The following is a 22,772-nucleotide window of genomic DNA, read 5'->3' as shown; positions in this document are numbered from 1 at the left end:
CGGCCGTCGCGTCGACGTCGCCGACCGTGGTGGCCGGCTTCGCCCATGATCCCCGGGCGGGCCTCGTCGGTCAGGTCGTCGCGATGATGGCCATCAGCAGACCGCCGATGCACATCGCGGTGAGCGCGCCCGTCCAGAAGGCGTCTTCGCGCAGGGCCCGGGGCGCGCGGAACCGTCGGCGGCGCCGGGCGCGGGCGGGGGTCGGCGGCTCGGGTGTGGGGGTGGTGGGTGCGGGTGGGGGCGGTTCCTGCTGTCGTACGACCGGCAAGGGCGGGGGCGCCGGCAACGGGCGGGCCATGAGCGGGGGCGGTACCGCCTGGGCCGGGGGTACCTGGATCAGTTGGTGAGGGCGCGGGCGGTTCATACGGGGTGGGCCTCGCTGCGGTGTTTGCGGAGCAGTACGTTCGCGTCGGTCTCGGCGCTGTAGTCACGCGCCGCCCGTGCCGCCGCCCGGAGTTCGGCCAGTTCCGCGCACCTCGCGCAGTCGGGGTCGGGCTGCGGCGCGGCCGAGACCAGGAACGGCGCGTCGGTACGCGGCCGGTAGTTCGCCGCGCGCACCCCCGCGCTCATCCGCTCCTGGTCCGTCGCCGGCCGCAGGGACTCGGGGTCGGCCTGCCACTCACGCCCACCGCCGACGGGCCGCAGCAACGCGTAGGGCCCTGCCTTGTCCTGGTACTCGCCGACCGTGTCGGTGGCGGGGTCGTAGAGCAGCGTTCCCGGTTCCATCGCGCTTCCTCCTCTTCCTTTTTATGTAACTTCCATACAGAATGCGACAGTTGGACTACTCTGTGCATTCCTGGGTGTTACGAGGATGACCCAGGTCGGAGGCGAATGCAGCGCCAACGGGCTCAACTTCCGCACGGGGCACGCCAAATTCCACAAATTCCACAGCAACGGGAGGTCGGGATGCCGCAACGGCTGGTGGTCACGGAGCGCAGCCATGAGCCAAGGAAGCGGTTCGCCGAGGAGTTGCGGCAGTTGAGGCGTCAACGGGGTCTGAGCTTGCGGGACTTGTCGAAGGCGGTCGGGTGGGACTCGTCGCTGTTCGGGAAGATGGAGCGGGGCGGCACGCTGGGTGGGCCCGAGGTCGTACAGGCGCTGGACCAGTTCTACGGAACGGGGCCGCTGCTGCTCATCTTGTGGGAGCTGGCAGTTGGCGACCCGACCCAGTTCAAGGAGCAGTACCGGCGCTACATGATGCTGGAGGCCGAGGCGGTGAGCATGTGGCACTACGCGGTGAGCGCGCCGCCGGGCCTGCTTCAGACGGACGGATACGTTCGCGAAGCGCTCGGCGTGGGCTGGCTCAAGAGCGACGAGCTGGACCAACAGGTCGAAGCGCGCGCAGGACGACGGAAGTTGCTGGAGGGCGAGGACGCACCCTCGTTCCGAGCCGTCCTCTCCGAGGCGGTACTGCGCACGCCTTTGCGCGATGCGCGGGCGTGGCGGGAGCAGTTGGAGCACTTGGTGGAGATGGCGGATCGCCCGAACATCACCATCCAGGTGTTGCCGTTAAGCGTTGGCCCGCATGGCCTGATGAACACCGCCGTGATGTTCCTGCGGCTGCTCGACGGCCGCACGGTCGCCTACGCCGAAAACGACCTGCGTGGCGAACTGATCGAGGAAAACGCCTCAGTTGAAGAGCTTCAACGTAGGTACGATGCGGTTCGTGACCTGGCGCTGTCTCCGGCCGAGTCGCGAACGTTCATCCTGCGGATGTTGGAGGAAGTCCCTTGCGAGCCATCGACCTAAACGGTGTGACGTGGCGGAAAAGCAGCTACAGCAACACGAGTGGCGGCGACTGCATCGAGGTCTCCGACGACTTCCTGAGCACCGCGGACTGGCACAAGAGCAGCTACAGCAACACGAGCGGCGGGGAGTGCGTCGAAGTTGCGCCCAACCTCCCCGCCGTAGTCCCCGTACGAGACACCAAAAACCCCAACCACGGCACCCTGGTCTTCGGCGTGGACGCGTGGTCGGAGTTCGTCGGCTCGGTGAAGGGTCAGTAGACGAGGGCCTGCGTACCGTCGGCCATCGCTTCCTGTACGAACACCTGCGCCCCGGCGATCCGCACGCCCTCGATGACATCCTTCTCGGCGATGTCCCGGCGGGCCGCACACTGCGTGCACAGGGTGACGCGGCCCGCTGCGAGGATCGAGTCGATCAGGTCGGGCAACGGTGCTGCGTGCGGGAGTTGGAACTCCGCGGCGCGGCCCGGCAGGGCGAACCAGGCGGACTCGCCGGTGAGCCAGAGTGAGACGTCCACTCCGCTGGCGACGGCGACCGCGGCCACCGTGAACGCCTGGGAGCAGCGTTCGGGGGAGTCGGATCCTGCTGTCACTTTGATCACGAGCTTCTTCGACATGACCGAATCGTAATCAACTCCTCTACAACTCCCTGGCCCGGCCACGGGTCTTCTGTGCGCGCATATGGGATGCGCGTGCCAGGTTCCGTGGGGGACGTTGTGGAAGTACCCGAAGAAGTACCCGCAGAAATAGCCGAAGAAGTACCGGCGGAAGTACCCGCAGAGGTACGCGCGGAAGAACCAACCAGGACGAAGCGAACCCGTGGCCGTACGACGCTGTTGATCGCGGTCGCCGCGGTGCTCGGTGTCGTGGCCGGTGGTTGCACGGGTTTCCTGATCCAGGCGGGCCGCGCACCAGACAAGTTGCCCTCGCTCTCGCAGCCGACTCTCGCGCAGGCGAAGGGGCCGGCTCCGGAGCCGTTGTCCGCCGCGCAGGACCGTCAGGTCAAGGTCGACGGCGACCTGCGCAAGCTTCTGCTGAAGAGGCCGAGCGGGGCGCGGGCGGCGGACTACACCGTGGGCGAGGACGGCTGGCTGAGCCTGGACGCGTACGCGGAGATGTTCGACAAGCCGGACACGGCTTTCGGTGACCTCGGCGCGGACCAGTTCCGGCGCGCGGCGGTCACCAACTGGCTGGTCAGCGGGAACCGTACCGTCGAGATCCGGCTGGTGCAGTACCGCCAGGAGACGGATCTCGCGGCCTCCGAGGCGGCGGAGGACGCGTACTACTGGTCCGAGCGCGAGTCGGACACCGACCAGTGGGCGATCCCCGGCACCGGGGACGGGATGGTGTACGTCCACAACTCCCCGGAGCGCGAGGCGGGTTACCTGGACGAGTACCAGGCCGAGGCGCATGCGTGGCGTGGTGACATCGCGATGGAGATGTGGATCAACGACACGAAGCCGGTCTCGAAGAAGGCCATCATGGATCTGGCCAAGCGGCAGATGGAGCGGCTGTGACCGAGAACCAGTTCGGTGAGGTCGGTCCGGTGGAGTCGGCCGCGGTGACGACAACTCCGGTGGCTGAGGGCGTAGTTGCGGGTGGTGGAGCCCCCGTGGATCCGGTGCGGCGGGCCCGCGGGCGTCGTATCGCCGCTGTTGCAGGCTGCGCGCTGCTGGCTCTCGCTGTCGTCGGCGCGGTCGGGTACACGGTGGTGACCGTGAAGGGCGCGGACCGGGACGCGGGTGCGCCCGTGTGGAAGTTCCCCAAGGCCGCGAAGGAGCCGAAGGCGGTGGCGGCGAAGGGGCTGCGGGCCGTGCTCCAGCCGTATACGGCGAGCGGGTATGTCCGGGGTCCGGACATCGCGCAGTTCGGTGCCGACGCGGAACTCACCGGCCGCGAGGCGACGGCCCTGCGCAAGGAGGAGCTCAGCGGCCTGCCCCGCTCCCAACGGCTCCTGCTGGAGAAGCAGATCGACCGGGAGAAGATCAAGGGCATAGCGATGCGCAGCTACTTGTACCCCGCCGCGCAGGAGACCAACACCTACACGGTCGAGGTCCAGTTGGCCCAGATGGACGAGAAGGCCGCGCGCAACATCACGGCGTACGAGAACGAACTCCTCGACACGGTCACCGTGTTCCGCAAGGGTCCCGCCGTCCCGGGCCACAAAACCGCGAAGTGCTTCCTCCCGAAGAACGAGTCCGGCGAGAAACTCACCGCCATGGTCTGCTTCGCCTCCGTCTCCGACGTCATGATCACCCTCAACGCCTCCGGCACAAAGGCCATGGACACAAAGGAGATCGCGTCCTTCATGGGCGCCCAGCTCGACCGCATCAAGACGACGGGGGAAGCGGTATGACCGAGCAACAGCAGCAGGACGCGACGCCTTCGGTGGTTACGGCGGGTGGGGGTGCGGGTGCGAGCACGGGTGCGGGCGAGGGCGAGGGTGCGGCTTCGGACGTGACTTTGGCCTCGGCTTCGGTCTCGGGCGCCGTCTCGGTGGAGGCCGCCCCGGCCACTGTCTCGGCCAAGGTTCCGACATCGGCGTCGGACGTGACCTTGGCGGCGGCCCCGGCCCCGGCGTCGGACGCGGTCCCGGCCCTGGCTCCGGCCTCGCGCGTGGCGCCGGGTTCTGCCGAGACTCCGGCTTCGGCTTCGGCTTCGGGTGCGACCCCGGCTGCGGCTCTGGCTTCGGACGTGGTCTCGGATGCGGCCCCGATTGCAGATACGGCTCTGACTTCTGAAGAGGCCCCGGCATCGGCGCTGGACGTGACCTCGGCGGCGGCCCCAGCTGTGGTCCCGGCTTCGGACGTGGTCCCGGACCTGGCTCCGGCCTCGGGTGTGGAGCCGACTTCTGTCGAGACTCCGGCTGCGGCTGCGGCTGTGGCTTCGGGTGCAGTCCCGGCTGAGATCTTGGCATCGGCGTCGGACGCGGTCCCTGCCCTTGCCTCGGTCTCGGCTGCGACGCCGGTCTCGGATGCGGCCCCGATCGCAGACGCGGCCCTGGCTTCTGAAGAGAACCCGGCAGCGGCTGCGCCCCAGGCGGCGACTTCGGCCGCCGTTCCGGCCGAGGCCCCGACATCGGCGCCGGACGCGGCCCCGACGCTGGCTGCGACCCCGGACGCGACCCTGGATGTGGCTCCGGTCTCGGACGCGGGTCCGGCCTCGGGCGCGGCGCCGAGTTCTGACGAGACTCCGGCCCCTGGTGCGACCTTGGCCTTGGACGTGGTCCCGGCCCTGGCCTCGGACCCGGTTTCGGCTTCGGCTTCCGACGTGACTGTGGCCTTGGCTCCGGCCTCGGATGCGGTCCTGACCCCGGCCCCGGACGCGCCCCCGGCTGTGGCTCTGGCCTCGGATGCAGCCCCGGCCCCGACCGTGTCCCTGGCCTCCGCCGCGCTCCCGGCCCTTGACGCGACGCCACCCCCGGCCGTCATCCCGCCCATGCCAGACGCACCCCCACCCGTCCCCGCGGCGGAGCCCCCCGTACGCAAGAAGGACCGTCGGGTGTTGCGCGCAGCGCTTCGCTGGACCGCCGTTGTTGTCGTGTTTGCCGTGGGCGGGGTGGGGACGGCGTACGGGATCACGCAGATGAAGCGGACGGACGTGCCCGGGCTTGCGACCGTGGCGGACGGGCGTTGGGACTACCCGGAGATCGTCAAGCCGCCTCTGCCCTCGGGCAGCCCGGGGCCGTTCGACGCGGCCAACAAGGTGAACGCCCACTACGCGGATCTGCGGGCGCTGGTGCTGCCGGCGCCGAAGGGTGCGCGGGCCGACGCGGCGTTGCGCGGCACGGACGGCTGGCTGGCGACGAAGACGTTCCTCGCGCAGTACGCCGACCCCGACGACCGAAAGGAACTGGCCCAGAAACTCACCGACCAGGGCCTGCGGCACATCGCGGCCGGCGGCTGGACCACACCGGACGGCACACGCACGAGGATCTACCTCCTCCAGTTCGGCACCGCGATCCCCGCGGACTCGCTGTTCTCGGACGACCTCATCTCGTACGACACCCCGGTCTACCCCCTGGCCGGCGCCCCGGCCACCACCTACGACGACGCCGTCAAGTCCGAGAACCTCGCCGCCAACGTCAGGGCCTCGGCGTACACGGAGGACAAGCCGTACGGCGCCGAGGACGTCCGCCAGGCCTACCTCTCGGCCGGTGACACCCTCGCGCTGGTCGTCCAGTCCCGAAAGGGCCTCGCGAAGGCGGTCCCCTTCGCACAGACGGTGACCTTGCAGAGCCAGCTCCTGGGCTGAGCCGCGCTGAGCAGTACCTCGCAGAGAGCACCGGGGCCCGGCCGACTAAGCTGGGCCCCGGCCTACGTACATGTACCGCCCGCACCGCCCGTGCCGCCGTACCGCTCAAGGAGCACCCGTGTTGGAGATCTTCTTCGAAACCCTGCTGGTCCTGGTCTGCGTCGGCGTCCTCGCCTTCGCCGGACTGAGCGTGAAGAAGCTGTACCAGGGCCAGCGCTGACCCCCACCGAGGAACTGCTGACGCCATGATCGAGATCCCCTCCGACCTCCACAAGGACCTGGTCCCCCTCGTCTTCCTGCTCGGCGAGTGGGCCGGCGCGGGCGTGCACGACTTCCCGGGCTCCGAGAAGTGCAACTTCGGCCAGGAGGTCTCCTTCACGCACGACGGCCGCGACTTCCTGGAGTACCGCTCCCACACCTGGGTCCTGGACAACGACGGCAACAAGGTCCGCCCCCTGGAGACCGAGTCCGGCTTCTGGCGCATCGACGCGGACCGCAAGGTCGAGGTCACGATGACCCGCGACGACGGAGTCGTCGAGATCTGGTACGGCGAGCTCGCCAAGCAGAAGCCCCAGATCGACCTGGTCACGGACGCCGTCGCCCGCACCGCCGCCTCCGGCCCCTACACCGGCGGCAAGCGCCTCTACGGCTACGTCAAGAGCGACCTCATGTGGGTCGGCGAGAAGCAGACCCCCGAGGTCGAACTCCGCCCCTACATGTCCGCCCACCTGAAGAAGATCGTCACCCCGGACGACGTCGAACGCTGGGCGAAGGCCCTCCCGGACGACATGCCGGACGACGGAATCGCATTCTTCAAGTAGACCTACACTTCGAGTGTGGTGAGCACCGACTGGAAGAGCGACCTCAGGCAGCGCGGCTACCGGCTGACGCCGCAGCGGCAACTCGTGCTCGAAGCCGTGGACACCCTTGAGCATGCGACCCCCGACGACATCCTCATCGAGGTGAGGAAGACGGCGTCGGGGGTCAACATCTCGACCGTGTACAGAACGCTGGAGCTGCTCGAAGAGCTTGAGCTGGTGAGTCACGCCCATCTGGGGCACGGTGCGCCGACGTACCACCTCGCGGACCGGCACCATCACATCCACCTCGTCTGCCGTGACTGCACGAACGTCATCGAGGCCGATGTCGAGGTCGCCGCCGAGTTCCGGGCCAAGCTGCGGGACACGTTCGGCTTCGAGACCGACATGAAGCACTTCGCGATCTTCGGCAGATGCCGCGACTGTTCCATGAAGACTTCAACTACCGAGTCGTAGGCTTACCTGTATGAAGAGCCCCCTGCTGTCCCTGCCCGGCGCCGTCCCCGCCGAAGGAGTGGACGAAGGCGTCGCCGCCCACTACGGAGACCTGTTCCGCGAGCAGCGCACCCTCGCCGACGGCACCGGTTTCGTGGACCTCTCGCACCGCGCGGTGGTCGCCGTCACCGGCGACGACCGGCTGAGCTGGCTGCACCTCCTGCTCACCCAGCACGTCAGCGACCTCCCCACCGGCGTCGCCACCGAAGCGCTGATCCTCTCCGCGCACGGTCACATCGAGCACGCCCTGTACCTCGTCGACGACGGCACCACGGTGTGGATGCACACCGAACCGGACACCCAGGACGCGCTGATCGCCTACCTGGAGTCGATGAAGTTCTTCTACCGCGTCGAAGTCACCGACCGCACAAGCGAGTTCGCGGTCGTGCACGTCCCCGCCGGCTCCATCGCCGAGGTCCCGGCCGGCGTCGTCGTACGCGAGACGCCGTACGGCCGCGACCTGTTCCTCCCGCGTGAGGACCTGGAGTCGTACGCCGAGAAGTCCGGCCCCCCGGCCGGCCTCCTCGCCTACGAGGCGCTCCGCGTCGAACACCACCGCCCCCGCCTCGGCTTCGAGACCGACCACCGCACCATCCCGCACGAACTGGGCTGGATCGGCACGGCAGTTCATCTGCAGAAGGGCTGCTACCGGGGCCAGGAGACGGTCGCCCGCGTCCAGAACCTGGGCAAGCCCCCGCGCCGCCTCGTCTTCCTCCACCTCGACGGCAGCGAGGTCCATCTCCCGCCCCACGGAACGGAGTTGCGCCTCGCGGAGGAGGGCGCGGAGGGCCGGAAGATCGGCTTCATCACGACGTCCGTACGGCACCACGAACTGGGCCCGATCGCCCTGGCCCTGGTGAAGCGGAACGTGCCGTTGGACGCGCGACTGCTGGCGGACAACACGGCGGCCGCTCAGGAAGTCGTCGTAGAACCCTAGAGGTCCACGACGACGAACCCTAGAGGTCCACCACGACGGTGAACGGGCCGTCGTTCGTGAGCGAGACGCGCATCTGGGCGCCGAAGCGGCCCGTGGCCACCGTGGCGCCCAGGGCGCGGAGTTGGGCGACGACCTCGTCGACGAGGGGCTCCGCGATGTCGCCGGGGGCGGCCGCGTTCCAGGTGGGCCGGCGCCCCTTGCGGGCATCTCCGTACAGCGTGAACTGACTGATCACGAGGAGCGGCGCATCAATATCACTGCACGACTTCTCGTCGTGGAGCATGCGGATCGACCATAGTTTGCGGGCCAGTTGGGCCGCCTTCTCCTTGGTGTCCTCGTGGGTGACGCCGACGAGGACGCACAGCCCCTCACCGTCGACGGCTCCGACCGTCTCGCCGTCGACGACGACACTCGCGCCGTCCACCCTCTGCACCACTGCTCGCATGGGTCCCATGATGCCGTGCGGTCGGGAACGACCTCCGGGGGGCCTCCGAGGCACCTCCCGCGGGCCTATTTTTGACGCTTAACCCCCCATCTGGGGCCGTTCGGGGGCACTCGGTCACATAGCGGCCACCGGGGGTGGCACGATGCAGTCCACACGCCGGTCGAGGGGACGGGTAGAGGCACATGAGCACACCGAGTACCGGGCAGCCCCCTGGGGCTGTCTCGCTGATCCGCGGGGGAGGATCGGCCGGCCGCCGCCGCCCGCCCGTGCAGCGCGTCGACAGCCCGCTGCTGCCCGCCGAACCGCCCGCACCCGACCTGACCGTGCTGCGGCTCCCGGAACTGCGCGCGCTGCGCCGCGACGCCCAGCGGGACGAGGCCGACCTGAGTTACGTACGACGGCTCCTCCAGGGCCGGATCGACATCCTGCGCGCGGAACTGGCCCGCCGTTCCCCGGCGGGCGCGGCCTCCGTGGTGGACCGTCTCTCGGAGATCCTCACCGACGCACCCGCCCGGCACCGCTCCTCGGCCCGGCACGTCACGCTGGGCACCCCGCACAGCGAGGAGTACCGGCTGCTGGCCGCCGAGATGCTCGCCGAGGTCGAACTGTCCGACCTGGAGGCCCGCACCGACCTGGAACTGACCACGGCGATGGGCCGCCTGGTGCGCTACGAACAGCAGGTGTCCCGGCGCCGTCAGGTCCTCCAGCACACGGCCGACGGCTGTAGCGCGGAGATCGCCCGCAGGTACCGTGAGGGAGAGGCACAGGTGGACGACTTGCTGATGTGAGGAGCCCGGCGTGACGGCTGAAGACAAGGATTCCGCGGTTTCCCAGGTTTCCTCCGCGCCCCCTCCGGTGCTCGCGGAGGTCGTCCGCTCCGGCTTCGTCGAGAGCCGGCACCGGGGCAGCCTGGTGATCCTGGCGCCGGACGGTTCCGTGGAACGGTCCCTGGGCGACACGACCACCCCCGTCTTCCCCCGCTCCTCCAACAAGCCGATGCAGGCGGCCGGTGTCCTCCACGCGGGCCTGGACCTGACCGGCGAACGCCTGGCGATCGCCGCGGCAAGCCACTCCGGCGAACTCTTCCACCGAGACCTCGTACGCCGACTCCTCGCCGAACACGGCCTGGACGCGGGCCAGTTGCAGTGCCCGCCGGACCTCCCGCTGGACCCGGTCGAACAGGAGACGTACCTGGCGTCGGGCGCCGTACGCGACCGCATCGCCATGAACTGCTCCGGCAAACACACCGCCATGCTGGCGGCGAGCGCACTGCGCGGCTGGCCGCTGGACTCGTACCTGGACCCGGAACACCCCCTCCAGAAACTTATCCACAGGGTTGTGGAAAAAGTTTCGGGTGAGCAAGTGGCAGCGGTAGGCACGGACGGCTGTGGCGCCCCGTTGATGGCGATCAGCCTGACCGGCCTGGCCCGCGCCTACCGCACTTTCGTCCTCTCCACCCCCGGCACCCCCGAACGCCGAGTAGCCGACGCCATGCGCACCCACCCCGAGTACGTGGCCGGCACCCGCCGCCCCGACACCCACCTGATGCGCGCGGTACCGGGCCTCCTGTCAAAGATGGGCGCGGAGGCCGTCCAGGCGGTTGCCCTTCCGGATGGGCGGGCGCTTGCGTTCAAGGTGGAGGACGGGGCGGGGCGGGCGTTGGGGCCGGTGCTCGGGCGGGCGCTGGACCTGATGGGGGTGCCCGTCAAGGAACTGGGTGTGGTGAGCGTGCTGGGTGGGGGCCGGGTGGTGGGGGAGATTCGGGCGGTGTTCTAGGGCGTGGTTCTGCCGGATTCCGTGAGTTCGTCCGGCGGTGATGAGGGGTACGTTCGCCGTGTGAATGACCGCACCCCGGGCGACAGTGGCGGCAGGCAGTTCCAGCGCGTCGCGGGTGAGCTGCGGGCGCGGATGAACGACGGAGGGTGCCCCGAGGGCTCGTTCCTGCCTTCGCAGCGCGAACTGGCATCTGAGTTCATGGTCTCTCGTGACACCGTGCAGAGGGTTCTCAGGGAGCTGCGGAGCGAGGGCTGGATCGAGACGCGCCAGGGCGGCGGTTCCCGGGTCGTCAAGAGCCAGCGGGTCCACTCACCGACGAGCGGCAGGACGGTCACGCTCCGCCCGCTCATCGATCACGCCTTCGGGCAGCCTGAAGTGGCCCTGGACGTCTTCACGTTGACGTCCGAGTCGCTGGACGCGCACATCCGCATGCAGGCGGAGCGGATACGAGCCCGAGAGATCGCCCCGCAGAGCATCACCCTGCGCATGGTGCTGCCCGCCGAATCACTTGAACTCCCGTACTGGCGGACCGGGCAGCCGGCTGAGGACATGCGTCTGAAAGCGCGGTTCCTGGACATCACGAGGCGGCACACCGCATCCCTGCACGCCACGCTGCACGACCTGAGGGCGACGGGGCTCGTGCCCTCCGTGGATCTCCGGATCCGCCCGATCCCGTTGGTGCCGCAGTCCAAGCTCTATCTCCTCAACGGGACAGAGGCGGTGAGCGGCCCGTACATGGTGTACCGGCGGTCCATCGAAATGGAGGACGGTGAAGTGATCGAGGGCGTCCTCGATGTCGAGGGCCTGGGCGCCGGTCTCACCCACCATACGAAGGACACCGAACTCCATTCGCAGGGAACGATGGTGGTAACGAACATGCAGGAGTGGTTCGACTCCGTGTGGGAGCATCTCGCCGACTAGATGATCGATTCCAAGGGGTCAGTACAGACAAGCGGTCACGCACGTCAGCAGTCGAAGACCGACCAGCAGATCTCGTTTCGCAACCGCTGATCGTCCAGGACGAGTTCGCGAATCACATCCGGGAGCTGTTCGCGCTGCCAACGGCACTCGAGGTGGCCGGCGCTCTCACCTTGCCGTCCGGGGGCCGTCGCACGCACGGCCTTGATCGCGTAGGCCGCAGCGCCAAGTTCGTGTGCGGCGACATGCGCCACCACTGCCGCCTGGCCGGCAGCAAATGCGGCGTGCCGAGCGGCTCCGCTCGACTCCCTGGCCGCAGCCATGGCATGGCCACCCGCCGCTCGGGACTCGGACATCCTGATCTCACCGCATGTCCATGCCCGAACCTGCTCGATTGCCTCGCGGGGGCGCAGGTCCGAGGGCTGCACCGACTCGAAGAGGTGCAGAACATGCTCCGCGCACGCGGCAGCCCACAAGGCCAGGAGTCGATGGTCGGAGTCCGTAAGCGTCCCCCCGCGGCGGATGGTGATGAAGCGGGGGTCACGATCTTTGGGGAGGATCATGGTATTCCCGGGGATCGACTGCGCGCACAGGGCGAGGGCGTCCAACGTCAGTGTGTGAAGACAGAGTTGGACTCCCTCGCGACCGCACTTTATGTCAAGACCGATGATCTGCTGAAGGCGTCGCCCAATCTCGCGCCATGGCGGCCGGCCGTAGGCATCGCCCCGCAGCTCACCGACGCAGAGCTGGTCACGCCGACGGCGACGCAGGCGATGCTCGGCTTCACCTCCGAGGCCAGATGGCTCCGCCACGCCCGCTCCCACCTGCGACATCTCTTCCCGTACCTGCCCAGGCAGCCCGGCTACAACAAACGACTGCGCAAGGCCGCCGAGCTGCTCCGCCGGGTCACCCGGCTACTGGCCACCGAAACCTCGGTGTGGAGCGACGATGTCTGGATCGTGGACTCCACTCCGGTGGAATGCGGCCGCTCACGCGAGACCGTCAAACGCTCCGAGCCGGCCGGATGGGCCGAGGGGTACTGCGCCAGTCACAGCCGCTTCTTCTGGGGCCTGCGGCTGCATCTGGTGTGCACCCTCCAGGGCCTGCCCGTCGCCTTCACTCTGACCGGGGCCAAGGCCGACGAGCGCGAGATCCTGCTGGACCTCCTGGCCGCCGAACCCGGCCTCGTCGCCTCGCGTCCTGCCCAAACCCTGATCGGCGACAGGAACTACTTCGGCCGGGGCTTCGAAGACGAGCTCGCCGAAGAGGGCATCCGGCTGCTGCGGCCGACCCGCAAGGGCGAGCCGGAACGGCCCGGAGCTCCCCTGTTCAAACCGTTGCGGCAGGTCATCGAGTCGGTCAACGAGACCTTCACATCAAGCACGGCGGTGTATGTGACACCGGTCGGCACGTGAGGCCCCTTGTTCAGAACTTTCCTTCGCAAGATCGTTCTTAACAGGGGCCTTGCGCGTGCCCGGACTTGGGATACCGCGGACCGTGCGACGCGCCTCGCGCCCACGGGCGGTGGCCGACGGTTACTGGGAAGTGCCCATTGCGTCAGGGCTTTAGAGTTCCCGGCGCAGCCGGGCCTGGTCATACTGCCGGGGTGACGTTACCCCGCGATCCTGGTGCGCCGCCGACTACACCGCTGCGCGTGAGCACGTGCTGGACCGTAGTCGAGTTCGACGGCCACGCTGTCGAACTGACGCGGAGGGCCTGGCTCCTGCCCTGGGGCCGCACGACGCGGTTCGCGTTGGACTCGCTGCTGGTCCTGGACATCCCCCGCCGCCGGTCACGGGACAACGCGCCGCGCGACAACAACGTCCTCGTCCTGCACGGTGAGGACGGCGGCCGAGCGTGGACACAACACGTCGGTCTGGGGAGATCGGCACGCCGGCTCGGACACTTCGTGTGGTTCACGTACTGCGTCAACGAGGCGCTCGCCGAACGCGCCCGACTCCTCCTTGCGGCCCGTGGCCCCTCCACGCCGGGCGGCCCTGCCGCATGGGACGCCGAGTACACCGAGATGATCATGCGCCTGCTCTACGGCCCCCCACCCCGGTGGCAGCATCGTGGTCAGCCGCCGTCCGCCGCCCCCTTGGACTCCCTCACCACGCCTCCTTCTGGAGATCGGCCGTTGCGTGACCTGCTCGCTGACGGCCGGCTGAACGAATTCTGGCTGTTCGTGCGGAGCCCGCCCGCACCGGTGAACTGGGAACCGCGCGCGGGGTTCGTCCTGCGCTGGGGCCGCGAGCTCTACCACGCAGACTTCAGACCCAGCGTCGCCTGGGACCTGAACTACAAAAGTGCCGACTGGGGCCGGATTCTCGGCAAATTACGGCATCGGCTGCTCGCCGCGGCCGTTCGGCATGCCGTCGACCATCCTGACCTCGATGTCGAAGACCGCCCGCGCCCGCTGCGCCGGCTGTGGCGGTGGGCGGGATTCGACGAGTACACCGTCGCCCGACACGCTCATGATCGACTCAGCGTGACGGTTGGTCCGGCCCGTCCGTGACCCGCTCCGTGTTCGGGGGCGTGGTGGGGGGCGTGGTGGGTGTTGCGGCGGTAGCGAAGGCGGCCGGGCTGACGCATCTGAGCCCCGACGGCACTGTCATCCGCACCGGCCGCGTCGCCGCCCCCGGCCCCAACGGCGCCGACCTCTGGTGGTCCGGAAAACACCAGCACCACGGTGGGAACGTGGAGGTCATTGCCACCCCGGACGGCCGGCCGATCTGGGTCTCACCGGTCCGCCCGGGAGCACGACACCACCTGCGCCCGCCACCACGGCCTGATCGACGCCCTCGACCTCATCGCGGCCGAGCTGGACATGCCGACCCTCGTCGACCTCGGCTACGAAAACGCCGGCACCGGCTTGCGTCACAAGGTCATCCGCGGCATCCACTGCGTCTGCGAACGCGCCAACTCCCTGCCCAAAACCACCTTCAAGGCCCTGCGCATGGTCAGCCTCGACCCCAGCCGCATCGCACAGATCGCCGCCGCCCTCGTCCTGCTCCAACTCGAGCACGACCGCACCATCCGATCGCGGCCTTTCCGTACTGGCCGGCACCAGCGGGGTCCAGGGGCGGAGCCCCCGGAGGATGGGACGGGTAGGGGCGGCGGGGGCGAGAAAAATCCGCGCGACACCCAACCCCACCGACCTACCGTGACCCCATGACCCCGCGCGCAAACGACCTCGCCGTACGCCCCGTCACACCCCCCGAGATCCCCGACTGGATCCGCGCCCTGAACACCGGTTTCCTGCGCACTCCGGACGTCTCCGACGACGAACTCGCCGACCGCAGCAGCTACATCGACCTGACCCGCACCCTCGGCGCCTTCGACGGCAGCCGCTGCGTCGCGACCTTCCGCTCCTTCCCGCAGGAGCTCACGGCGGTCGGCGGCACCCCCGTCCCCGCCGACGCGATCTCGAACGTCACCGTCACGGTCACCCACCGCCGCCGCGGCCTGCTGACCCGCATGATGGAGCGGGACCTGGCGGCCGCGAAGGAACGGGGCGACGTCGTCGCCACGCTCATCGCCGCCGAGTACCGGATCTACGGCCGCTACGGCTTCGGTCCCGCCACCTCGGCGACCCAGTGGGAGATCGACGTCACGCGGGCCGGCCTGGACCCCCGCTGGTCGGCACCGGAGGACGGCGGCCGTATCGACCTGGTGGACGCCGAGGACGTACGCAAGCTCGGTCCCGAACTGCACGAGCGGCTGCGCCGCGCCCAGCCCGGCGCGATCAACCGCGACGACCGCTACTGGCAGGTCACCACGGGGGCCGTACGCCTGACGCGCGCGGCGCCGTGGGCGGAGCCGTTCCACGCCGTCTACCGCGCGGCGGACGGCGAGGTGCAGGGCCTGGCCACGTACGCCTGCGACGACACCTGGAACGACGCCAAGCAGCCGGTCGACACGGCCACCGTGCGGGGGCTGATCGCCACCACCCCGGCCGCCGAGCGTGCCCTGTGGCACCATCTCTGCTCGATCGACTGGGTGGCGAAGGTGAAGTCGGGCTGGCGTTCCCCCGACGACCTGCTGCCCCTCCTCCTGCCGGACCCGCGCGCGGCCACGATCACGACCCAGGCGGACTGGCTGTGGGTGCGGATCCTGGATGTCGTACGGGCCATGGAGGCGCGTTCGTACGAGGGGGAGGGCACGCTGGTGTTCGAGGTGGTCGACGCGGCCGGCCTTGCGGGCGGGCGCTACCGGTTGGTGGCCTCGGCGCGGGGCGCGTCCTGCACGCCGACCGCGGAGAGCGCCGAACTCACGCTGGACGTGCGGGAGTTGGCGACGCTGTGGCTGGGGGACGAGTCGGCCGTACGGCTCGCGGCGCTGGGCCGGGTGCGGGAAGAACGAGCGGGCGCCGCCCGTGTGGCCGACGCCCTGCTGCGTACGTCCAGGCGGCCTTGGTGCCCGGACATCTTCTGAACGACCCTTTCGCCTGGTGCCTGTTGAAGGACTCACTGGACTCTTGCTGGACTCATCCGTAGCTGTTCAGTTGTGATTGTTCAGTTGTGGTGGTGCCGGCCGCCGGGCTCTCGGCTCCCCTCCAGGAGAGAGACCCGGTCGGCCAAGTTAGCCAAGTTGGCGACCAACTCTCTTCTAGTTATCTCCTCTTGGGTACGTCTCATAACCACCTTTCCTTGAACTGCCGAAAGATGGCGGGAAGTTGTAGTGTTTGGTCGTGGACCCGGAACACGCCACCGTCAATGGACGGACGAGGTCACCACGGCCACAGTGGTCACACCACGAGCTGGCTGACGAGCTGCGCACCCGGATCAGGTCCGGTGTACTGCGGCCCGGCCAGCGCATGCCCACCCAGGCCAAGCTGGCGGACGAGTTCGGCGTCGAGCGAGGGGCCGTACGACAGGCGCTGCGCATCCTGCAGTCCGAGCAGCTTCTCACCAACGTCTCCAAAGGCAGCCCGGCGACCGTGGCCCCCGACCTCACCCTGGCGCTGACCGGCCCGGGAGCACCGCCGCAGCCGACGATGGTGGGCCTGGGACCGCGCATCGCGGCGGCCTTCGCGCAACCGCACGTCGAGATAGAGGCCCTCTGTCTGACCGCCGTCTCGCTCACGCTGGCCATCGGGGAGCCGCTGCGTCAGATCCACGCCGGACGTCTGAAACCGGCCAAGGTCGACGTCCGGGTGCTGCTGCCGAGCAGCGACATCGACCTCGCCTTCCCCTCCCGGGTGGACCGCGAGGAGCGGGTGGACGCCCCGTTCGACGGCAAGCTGCAACGCCGCTGGCTCGCCCAACGCAACGCGCAGGGACAGGTGTTGAAGCACAACCTGCTCGCGTTACGCGCGACGCACGGCATCGACGTGCGCGTCACGTTCCGCGCCCTCCCCTTCACCCCGCCCGTGAAGCTGTACCTGCTCAACGGCGCGGAGGCGCTCTTCGCCTACTACACGCTGAGCCAGCGCGAGGCGGACATCGGGCAGGAGCAGGTGGAGATGTACGACGCGGAGGGCACCCAGTCGATGCTGTTCGCCTTCGAGCAGGGTGCGGGGCTGCGGGACACGACGTTCGTGGAACAGTCGCACCTGTGGTTCAACGCACTGTGGGAGACGATCAGTTCGGAGCTCACGCTGACACCCACGAGCTGATCACCTCCCGCGGCGGCTGACCCGACAGGGGCCCGTCGTACGGGTCACAGAGCCGGTCCGGTGACCAGCAGGGCCAGCATGACGGCCCCGATGGAGCTGATGGCCGGGCTCTTGGCCTTGATGCCGATGGAGAGCAACAGCAGACCGATGATCCCGGTGGCGCCGTACTTCCACTGGACGATCTGCTCGAAGCCGACGACGAAGACGGCGGAGAGGAGGGCTATGGCAGGCACGGTGGTTCCCCCTTTGGGCTGTGGAAGCAAAACTTCCACCAACTTGGAGAAGTTGGCAGCCAACTCTGCTTAAGTTGTTCCCGATTGGCACCTACTCACACCTACTTACAATCAGGTTCCAAACAACTCCCCTTAGATGGGGCAGAGTTATACCGTTTGGTCGTGACCCAGGAGAACGTGGCAGTGAACGGCAGCAGAAGCTTCTCGCCCCAGGAGATCGCCGACGCCCTTCGGGACCGCATCCGCACCGGAGACCTCAGGGCGGGGGACCGCCTGCCCACCCAGGCCGACCTGGCGGAGGAGTTCGGCGTCGAACGCGGCGCCGTACGCCAGGCACTGCGCCTGCTCCAGGAGGCGGGTCTGCTGACCAATGTGAGCAAGGGGAGTCCGCCGCGGATCGCGGAGCCCTCTCCGGTGCCGGGCGAGCCCCAGCCGACCATGGTGGCCCTGGCCCCCCGCCTGTCCGAGGCGTTCACCAAGCCGAACGTACGGGTCGACGCGGCCTGCCTGACGGCCGAGAGCCTGATGCTCGCGGTGGGCGAGTCGGTCCGCCTGATCCACGAGGGCCGCGCCCGCCCGGCCTCGGTCGACGTCCGCGTGCTGCTCCCCTCCCGGGAGATCGCCCTGGCCTTCCCGGTGTCGGTGGAGGACCGCGGCGACGACGACCCGGTCCACCAGCGCTGGCTGACGATGCGCAACGCCCAGGCCCAGGTACTCCAGCACAACCTGCTGGCCCTCCGCGCCACCCACGGCATCGACGTCCATGTCACCTTCCGCGCCCTGCCGTTCACGCCGCCGATCAAGCTGTATCTCCTGAACGAGGAAGAGGCCCTGCTGGGGTACTACGTGCTCGACGAGCGGGAGGAGGAGTACCAGAGCGAGACCCTGGAGATGTACGACGCCCTCGGCTCCCAGTCCGTCCTCTTCTCCTTCCTGAGACAGGCCGGCCAACGGGACGCCGCGTTCGTGGAGGAGTCGCAGAAGTGGTTCAACGCCCTCTGGGAAACAATCACCACGGACCTGACACTCTCCTAGTGACTCCTGATACGGCGCAGACTGAACCGGTGACAGCAGAGACAGCGGAAGAGACCGAGAACCTGCGGGAACTGATCACGCGTGCGCGAGTGGTGCTGTGGGATTTCGACGGACCGATCTGCCGGCTCTTCGCGGGACACAAGGCGGAGCGGGTGGCCCGCGAACTGGCCGATTGGCTGGAGGGGCGAGGCCTTCACGGCCTGCTCACGGAGACCGAACGGAAATCCCTGGACCCGCACATAGTGCTGCGCGCCGTGGACCGCCGGCATCCCGGCAGCGACCTGGTGGCAGAGCTGGAGGAACGTCTCACCCAGGAGGAGATGAGAGCCGCCGCCTCCGCGATGCCCACCGCCTACGCCGACATCCTGATCCGCACCTGGACCGCGGTGGGCTCCCGACTGGCGATCGCCACGAACAACTCCCCCCAGGTGGCCCGCGAGTACCTGGAGAGCCGCGGTCTCCTCACCTGCTTCGCCCCGCACATCTACGGCCGCACCCAGAACCTCCACCGGCTCAAGCCCGACCCGCACTCCCTCAACCGGGCCCTGAGCGCCATGGGGGCCGCGCCGGCCGCCGCCCTGATGATCGGCGACTCCCCCTCGGACTTCGACGCCGCGTGTGAGGCCCGGGTCCCGTTCCTCGGCTACGCGCGTAACGAATCCAAGGCGAAGCTTTTGCGGGAGGGCGGAGCAGAGCACGTGGTCGGCTCCTTGGAGCCCTTGCTGACGATGCTCCGCGGGTAGCTCGGGCGGTACGACTGTTCTGCTTGCCTGAGCGCTTGCCGCGCCTGCGGAGCCAGGCCGCCAGAGAGGTGAGTACCCCTATGGTCCAGAGCGTCAACTGGGTCAGATCGTCGAACTGCACGGTGACCCCGAGCACTTGGATGCCCATGACACCCACCCCCTAGCGACTCGTCCGGGCAATGGGTCAAGTTGCCGTCTGTTGAGGCAACTTGACTGCTTGTATCGAAATGCCCTGTCAACTTGATCCAGTAACCCGACAGTTGACTGCATCTGTGTTGACTTCTTGCCTGACTGGTCTCGGTTTGTCGATCACCCACGGGCGGTACATACCGTGTGTGACTGGGACGGGGAAGGGCGAGGCAGGCGGCAAGGAGTTCCGTCGGGTCGCGGAGGAGCTCCGGGTCCGGATCGCGGACGGGGCGTATCCGCTGGACTCCTATCTGCCGGCGCAGACGGCGCTCGCGACGGAGTTCGAGGTCTCCCGGAACACTGTGCAGCGGGTCCTGGAGGAACTGCGCAGTGAAGGCTGGATCGAGTCCCGGCAGGGCAAGGGCTCCCGCGTCATCAAGAACCAGCGCATACAGTCCTGGTCCCCCCGCGCCAGCAGGTCGCGCCAGGCACTGACGCTGGGCCCGCTCATAGGAGAGGCGTTCGAGAAGTCCGAAGTCACCCTGGACGTCTACACGTTGACGTCCGAGTCCCTGGACGCGCACATCCGCACGCAGGCGGAGCGGATCCGCGCCAAGAACATCGCTCCGCGGCGCATCGCCCTGCGCGTGCTGCTGCCCACCGAGTCGATGACCCTGCCGTATCCGCGGGCCAAGGACGACCCGGACGATCCGCGGCTGCAGGACCGGCTGCACCACATCACCAAGCGGCACACGGAGTCCCTGAGTGAGGTGTTGACGGCTCTGAAGACCGAAAACCTCGTCTCGTCCGTCGAGTTGGAGATCCGCCACACGCCGCTGACACCGACCTTCAAGCTGTACGTGATCAACGGTGAGGTTCTGCACGGCATCTACACGGTCATCGAACGTGAGGTCGTTCTGGATGACGGGGACAAGGTGACGGCGCTCGACGTGCTGGGCTACGGCGCCACCCTCACCCACCACGTGAAAGACGCCGACCCGACCTCACCGGGGTCCGTCTTCGTGGAGGGCATGACGACCTGGTTCGAGTCCGTATGGACGCGGCTCACTGATTGAGGCTCAGGCGCGTGCGCTAGCATGCCCCAATCGTGTGAGCAACCGCTCTCGTTCGTGCGTAAGGGATGGCATACAGGCCAACCTTGGGCGACCTGGTACGGATGTCTGGCAAACCACACGTTTCAGCCAGTCGACCGTGAATCTAGTCCTGACGTGTAACACCTGGGACTAGTGCTCAGTGTTTCCCAACCCCGGTTCCTCCTACCTGTTTTGACACCCTTGCAGTTTCCGCACGAGTACTCCGGAGCGGCCAGTGGGCGCACCGCCTGTCCCCAGTTCTGTGACTGGGAGACGCGCCACCAGTGTTCGGTCCGACGCCGTCTACGAGGCGTTCAGACGGCAGGCCACGGTCGTAGGACAGGCGAGCAACGGTTTCCACAACCAGAACTACGTCCTGCCGCTGACCGAACCCATGGCCGGTCTGGTGGGCCGGGAGCCCGGCACCTCGGTGACCGTGCGGATCAGACGCCGCGAGGCGCTGCCCGTGGTGATCAGGACCTGGGAGAACGAGGCGGAGATCCTCCGGGCCATCAAGGGCGTGCTGCCTCATGTGCCCGAGTGCCTGATCGAGGGGGAAGGTTTCGCCGTCCACAGCTATGTGGAGGGTGTACCGCTCTCGAGTGTCTGCGGGAACGGCAAGCCGGTCGACACGCTGCTCATGAAGGCGCTGGTGGGTCTCCTGGCCCAGATGGCCCAGGTCCGCAGCGGCGCGTTGCCGCCCAGGCCGTCGCTCTGGCCCAGCAAACACACGGACAGCCAGGGCTTTCTGCGGACGCTGTCCTTGATGGCGGACAGCCAGATCCGCAAGCCCAACTGGCCCCATTTCGGCGGCCTGTTCGCCAACCTCGGTATCGCCGAGGACGCCCTGATCCGGTTGGCCGAGCGGGTACCCGCCATGGCGCGGCGACCGTACAGCCTGCTCCACGCCGACCTGCACCGCGACAACCTGATCATGTCGTACGCCGGTGACCCGCCGCTCATCTGCGTGGACTGGGAACTGGCGACCTACGGCGATCCGTTGCACGACCTCGCGACCCACCTCGTCCGGATGCACTACCCGTCGTACCAGTGGGACGAGGTCGTCGACGCCTGGGCGCACGCCATGCGGGCCGTCCGGCCCGCGGCCGTCAACGGCCTGGCGAAGGACCTGCGGCACTACGTCGCGTTCGAGCGGGCGCAGTCGGTCTACCCGGACGTCATGCGGGCCGCGAAGTCCCTGGAGGAACGGTTCGACCAGAAGAGCCTGGACGACGCGACGGCCGCCGTCCGCCGGGCCCTGGAGGCGGGTGCGGAGCCGCTGCGGCTCAGTCATGTGCCGGGCGACCGCGAGATCGAGCGGATCCTGTTCCGCTGGCGGGCGTCCGTGGGGGCCGGCGGGACCGCACGGCGCGGTACGGCCGGCCGGTCGGCGATCGCCTGGAAAACGGACCTGCGTGTCCCGGAGCACCCCGACTTCCCCTACGCCGCCGTCAGGGACGCCCTGTCTCTGGAAGGCGCGGCACCCGCCAGCCGGGTGTTCAAGGGCACCGCGCATCTCAACACCGTGGTCCGGGTGCCGGGCACCGACTTCCCCGTCGTGGTGCGGCGCAAGGTGGCGAACGCCTACCGACGTGAGCGCAGTTTTCTCAGCGAGCACGCCGTGCTGCAGGCCATCGAGCGGTCGAGCGCGGCGGTGGCGGCACCGAGGGTCCTCGCACTGGGCGAGAGTCACTCCAAAGGTGCCATCGACATTCCGACGTACTCCAAGGACCGGTTCGCCATCCACACCTACGAGGGTCCGGGCGACACCCGCAGGCAGCCCAACCACCCGGTGCACGGGCTGCTGCCGCACGAGGCGGACGGGCTGGTCGCCCAACTCGGCGCGTTGACAGAGGTGGACTACATCCAGGTCGACCCGCTCGCGGCGGGCGTCGGTGGCTTCTACCGGTGGCTGAGCGAACAACTCGTCACGCTGGTGCAGGATTTGCCGAAGGAGTCGCAGCAACTGGCCCGGTTCGTGGGACTCCCCGACGCCTACCGGCTCCGGGAGATCCTCTCCCGGTACCAGGTGAGCCACCGGGCCTCCACCCTGCTGCACGGAGACCTCAACCCGTGGAACCTGGTCCGCCGTGACGACAGCCTGGCGCTGACGATCATCGACTGGGAGATGGCCGTGGTCGGCGACCCCCTCTACGAACTCGTCCGCCATATGCACCTCACGCCGACCCGGCCGGAGATCCGCGACCGCATGTTCCGCCGCTGGCAGCGGGATCTGCCCGCCGCGTACACCAGGGACTGGGAGAAGGACTGGCGGGTCTACCGCTGGATCGAGATCGTCCGGTCCGCGTACGTGGACCTCGACCGCCTCGTCACGGGAGCGAGCCTGGACGCCCCCAACGTCCGTCGCGCCGTGGACTCGTACGCGATGACCCTGGCGGCGGCCACCGGTTCCCTGGGCCTGACCGTCCGCCGAACAGCCAACCCCTATCTTGCCCGCGCCTTGGCATAGGGAGACCATGGCTCCACCTGATGCCGGTCTGGCCATGGGGATATGACGCCCTGTCGGACAGCC

24 protein-coding genes and 2 pseudogenes are annotated in these 22,772 nt (G+C 68.5%); 20 read left to right on the top strand and 6 right to left on the bottom strand.

Annotated elements, in window-relative coordinates:
- Positions 1 to 70: 70 nt before the first annotated feature.
- Together OG223_RS24950 and OG223_RS24945 are read right to left on the bottom strand one after the other, a co-directional pair.
- Positions 71 to 364, bottom strand: a complete 294-nt coding sequence (locus tag OG223_RS24950; RefSeq protein WP_329252740.1) for a hypothetical protein — start codon at positions 362 to 364, stop codon at positions 71 to 73.
- Positions 361 to 726 carry a hypothetical protein gene (locus tag OG223_RS24945; protein WP_329252738.1) on the bottom strand — a complete coding sequence of 122 codons (366 nt, stop codon included), beginning with the start codon at positions 724 to 726 and terminating at the stop codon, positions 361 to 363. The genes OG223_RS24950 and OG223_RS24945 overlap by 4 nt, the downstream gene beginning before the upstream one ends.
- 180 nt (positions 727 to 906) lie before the next feature.
- On the opposite strand from OG223_RS24945, the gene OG223_RS24940 reads away from it, so the two are divergent.
- Entirely contained in the window at positions 907 to 1,749 is an 843-nt protein-coding gene (locus OG223_RS24940; protein ID WP_329252735.1) for a helix-turn-helix domain-containing protein, read from the top strand.
- Positions 1,731 to 2,006, top strand: coding sequence for a DUF397 domain-containing protein (locus OG223_RS24935; protein WP_329252732.1), 276 nt, complete (start codon positions 1,731 to 1,733; stop codon positions 2,004 to 2,006). The genes OG223_RS24940 and OG223_RS24935 overlap by 19 nt, the downstream gene beginning before the upstream one ends.
- On the opposite strand, the gene OG223_RS24930 is transcribed toward OG223_RS24935, so the two are convergent.
- Complete coding sequence (locus OG223_RS24930) at positions 2,000 to 2,362, bottom strand: DsrE family protein (protein WP_329252730.1); 363 nt, start codon at positions 2,360 to 2,362, stop codon at positions 2,000 to 2,002. The two genes, OG223_RS24935 and OG223_RS24930, sit on opposite strands and share 7 nt — an antisense overlap.
- 219 nt (positions 2,363 to 2,581) lie before the next feature.
- Here OG223_RS24930 and OG223_RS24925 point away from each other — a divergent pair, with 219 nt between their 5' ends.
- From OG223_RS24925 to ygfZ, 6 genes are all read left to right on the top strand, one after another.
- Positions 2,582 to 3,262: a hypothetical protein gene (locus OG223_RS24925; protein WP_329252727.1), complete on the top strand. Its 681-nt coding sequence runs from the start codon at positions 2,582 to 2,584 to the stop codon at positions 3,260 to 3,262.
- Positions 3,259 to 4,101 (top strand): hypothetical protein, encoded by an 843-nt coding sequence (locus tag OG223_RS24920; RefSeq protein WP_329252724.1) that lies wholly within the window; start codon positions 3,259 to 3,261, stop codon positions 4,099 to 4,101. Before OG223_RS24925 ends, OG223_RS24920 begins: the two co-directional genes overlap by 4 nt.
- Before the next feature lie 1,082 nt (positions 4,102 to 5,183).
- Complete coding sequence (locus OG223_RS24915) at positions 5,184 to 5,999, top strand: hypothetical protein (RefSeq protein ID WP_329252721.1); 816 nt, start codon at positions 5,184 to 5,186, stop codon at positions 5,997 to 5,999.
- Positions 6,000 to 6,244: 245 nt separating this feature from the next.
- A complete protein-coding gene (locus OG223_RS24910; RefSeq protein ID WP_019062576.1) occupies positions 6,245 to 6,820 on the top strand; it encodes an FABP family protein in 576 nt (191 codons plus the stop codon).
- 15 nt (positions 6,821 to 6,835) lie between these two features.
- On the top strand, positions 6,836 to 7,273 hold the full coding sequence (locus tag OG223_RS24905) for a Fur family transcriptional regulator (RefSeq protein ID WP_329252716.1): 438 nt from the start codon (positions 6,836 to 6,838) through the stop codon (positions 7,271 to 7,273).
- 10 nt (positions 7,274 to 7,283) lie between these two features.
- Positions 7,284 to 8,249 (top strand): CAF17-like 4Fe-4S cluster assembly/insertion protein YgfZ, encoded by a 966-nt coding sequence (gene ygfZ / locus OG223_RS24900; RefSeq protein WP_329252713.1) that lies wholly within the window; start codon positions 7,284 to 7,286, stop codon positions 8,247 to 8,249.
- A gap of 19 nt (positions 8,250 to 8,268) precedes the next feature.
- Here ygfZ and dtd read toward each other — a convergent pair whose 3' ends face one another.
- Entirely contained in the window at positions 8,269 to 8,694 is a 426-nt protein-coding gene (gene dtd, locus OG223_RS24895; RefSeq protein WP_329252710.1) for a D-aminoacyl-tRNA deacylase, read from the bottom strand.
- A gap of 182 nt (positions 8,695 to 8,876) precedes the next feature.
- Between dtd and OG223_RS24890 the strand changes: the two genes are divergently transcribed.
- The 3 genes from OG223_RS24890 to OG223_RS24880 are packed head-to-tail and all read left to right on the top strand — an operon-like array spanning position 8,877 to position 11,391.
- Positions 8,877 to 9,482 carry an RsiG family protein gene (locus tag OG223_RS24890; RefSeq protein ID WP_329252707.1) on the top strand — a complete coding sequence of 202 codons (606 nt, stop codon included), beginning with the start codon at positions 8,877 to 8,879 and terminating at the stop codon, positions 9,480 to 9,482.
- Positions 9,483 to 9,492: 10 nt separating this feature from the next.
- Positions 9,493 to 10,470 carry an asparaginase gene (locus OG223_RS24885; RefSeq protein WP_329252704.1) on the top strand — a complete coding sequence of 326 codons (978 nt, stop codon included), beginning with the start codon at positions 9,493 to 9,495 and terminating at the stop codon, positions 10,468 to 10,470.
- Positions 10,471 to 10,530: 60 nt separating this feature from the next.
- Positions 10,531 to 11,391 (top strand): winged helix-turn-helix domain-containing protein, encoded by an 861-nt coding sequence (locus OG223_RS24880; protein WP_329252702.1) that lies wholly within the window; start codon positions 10,531 to 10,533, stop codon positions 11,389 to 11,391.
- A gap of 44 nt (positions 11,392 to 11,435) precedes the next feature.
- Here the strand turns inward: OG223_RS24880 and OG223_RS24875 are convergent, their stop codons facing one another.
- Positions 11,436 to 11,951: a putative immunity protein gene (locus OG223_RS24875; protein WP_329265450.1), complete on the bottom strand. Its 516-nt coding sequence runs from the start codon at positions 11,949 to 11,951 to the stop codon at positions 11,436 to 11,438.
- 54 nt (positions 11,952 to 12,005) lie between these two features.
- On the opposite strand from OG223_RS24875, the pseudogene OG223_RS24870 reads away from it, so the two are divergent.
- The 5 genes and pseudogenes from OG223_RS24870 to OG223_RS24850 all read left to right on the top strand — a co-directional run.
- Positions 12,006 to 12,761: pseudogene (locus OG223_RS24870) on the top strand (IS982 family transposase); the annotation flags it as partial.
- A 281-nt stretch (positions 12,762 to 13,042) separates the two neighbouring features.
- Complete coding sequence (locus OG223_RS24865) at positions 13,043 to 13,903, top strand: hypothetical protein (protein WP_329252696.1); 861 nt, start codon at positions 13,043 to 13,045, stop codon at positions 13,901 to 13,903.
- 53 nt (positions 13,904 to 13,956) lie between these two features.
- A pseudogene (locus OG223_RS24860) lies at positions 13,957 to 14,425 on the top strand (transposase family protein); the annotation flags it as partial.
- 134 nt (positions 14,426 to 14,559) lie between these two features.
- Entirely contained in the window at positions 14,560 to 15,822 is a 1,263-nt protein-coding gene (locus OG223_RS24855; RefSeq protein WP_329252693.1) for a GNAT family N-acetyltransferase, read from the top strand.
- Between the two features lie 250 nt (positions 15,823 to 16,072).
- Entirely contained in the window at positions 16,073 to 17,005 is a 933-nt protein-coding gene (locus tag OG223_RS24850; RefSeq protein WP_329252690.1) for a winged helix-turn-helix domain-containing protein, read from the top strand.
- A gap of 44 nt (positions 17,006 to 17,049) precedes the next feature.
- On the opposite strand, the gene OG223_RS24845 is transcribed toward OG223_RS24850, so the two are convergent.
- On the bottom strand, positions 17,050 to 17,238 hold the full coding sequence (locus tag OG223_RS24845) for a hypothetical protein (RefSeq protein ID WP_329252687.1): 189 nt from the start codon (positions 17,236 to 17,238) through the stop codon (positions 17,050 to 17,052).
- A gap of 156 nt (positions 17,239 to 17,394) precedes the next feature.
- Here OG223_RS24845 and OG223_RS24840 point away from each other — a divergent pair, with 156 nt between their 5' ends.
- The 4 genes from OG223_RS24840 (at position 17,395) to OG223_RS24825 (ending at position 22,709) form a co-directional block, all read left to right on the top strand.
- Complete coding sequence (locus OG223_RS24840; RefSeq protein WP_329252684.1) at positions 17,395 to 18,273, top strand: GntR family transcriptional regulator; 879 nt, start codon at positions 17,395 to 17,397, stop codon at positions 18,271 to 18,273.
- 29 nt (positions 18,274 to 18,302) lie between these two features.
- A complete protein-coding gene (locus OG223_RS24835) occupies positions 18,303 to 19,016 on the top strand; it encodes an HAD family hydrolase (protein ID WP_329252681.1) in 714 nt (237 codons plus the stop codon).
- A gap of 335 nt (positions 19,017 to 19,351) precedes the next feature.
- Entirely contained in the window at positions 19,352 to 20,221 is an 870-nt protein-coding gene (locus OG223_RS24830; RefSeq protein ID WP_329252677.1) for a GntR family transcriptional regulator, read from the top strand.
- A gap of 253 nt (positions 20,222 to 20,474) precedes the next feature.
- A complete protein-coding gene (locus tag OG223_RS24825; protein WP_329252674.1) occupies positions 20,475 to 22,709 on the top strand; it encodes an aminoglycoside phosphotransferase family protein in 2,235 nt (744 codons plus the stop codon).
- Positions 22,710 to 22,772 lie beyond the last annotated feature (63 nt).

This window comes from Streptomyces sp. NBC_01478 (assembly GCF_036227225.1).
Taxonomy (GTDB): Bacteria; Actinomycetota; Actinomycetes; order Streptomycetales; family Streptomycetaceae; genus Streptomyces.
This window is presented reverse-complemented; position numbering and strand designations above follow the sequence as displayed.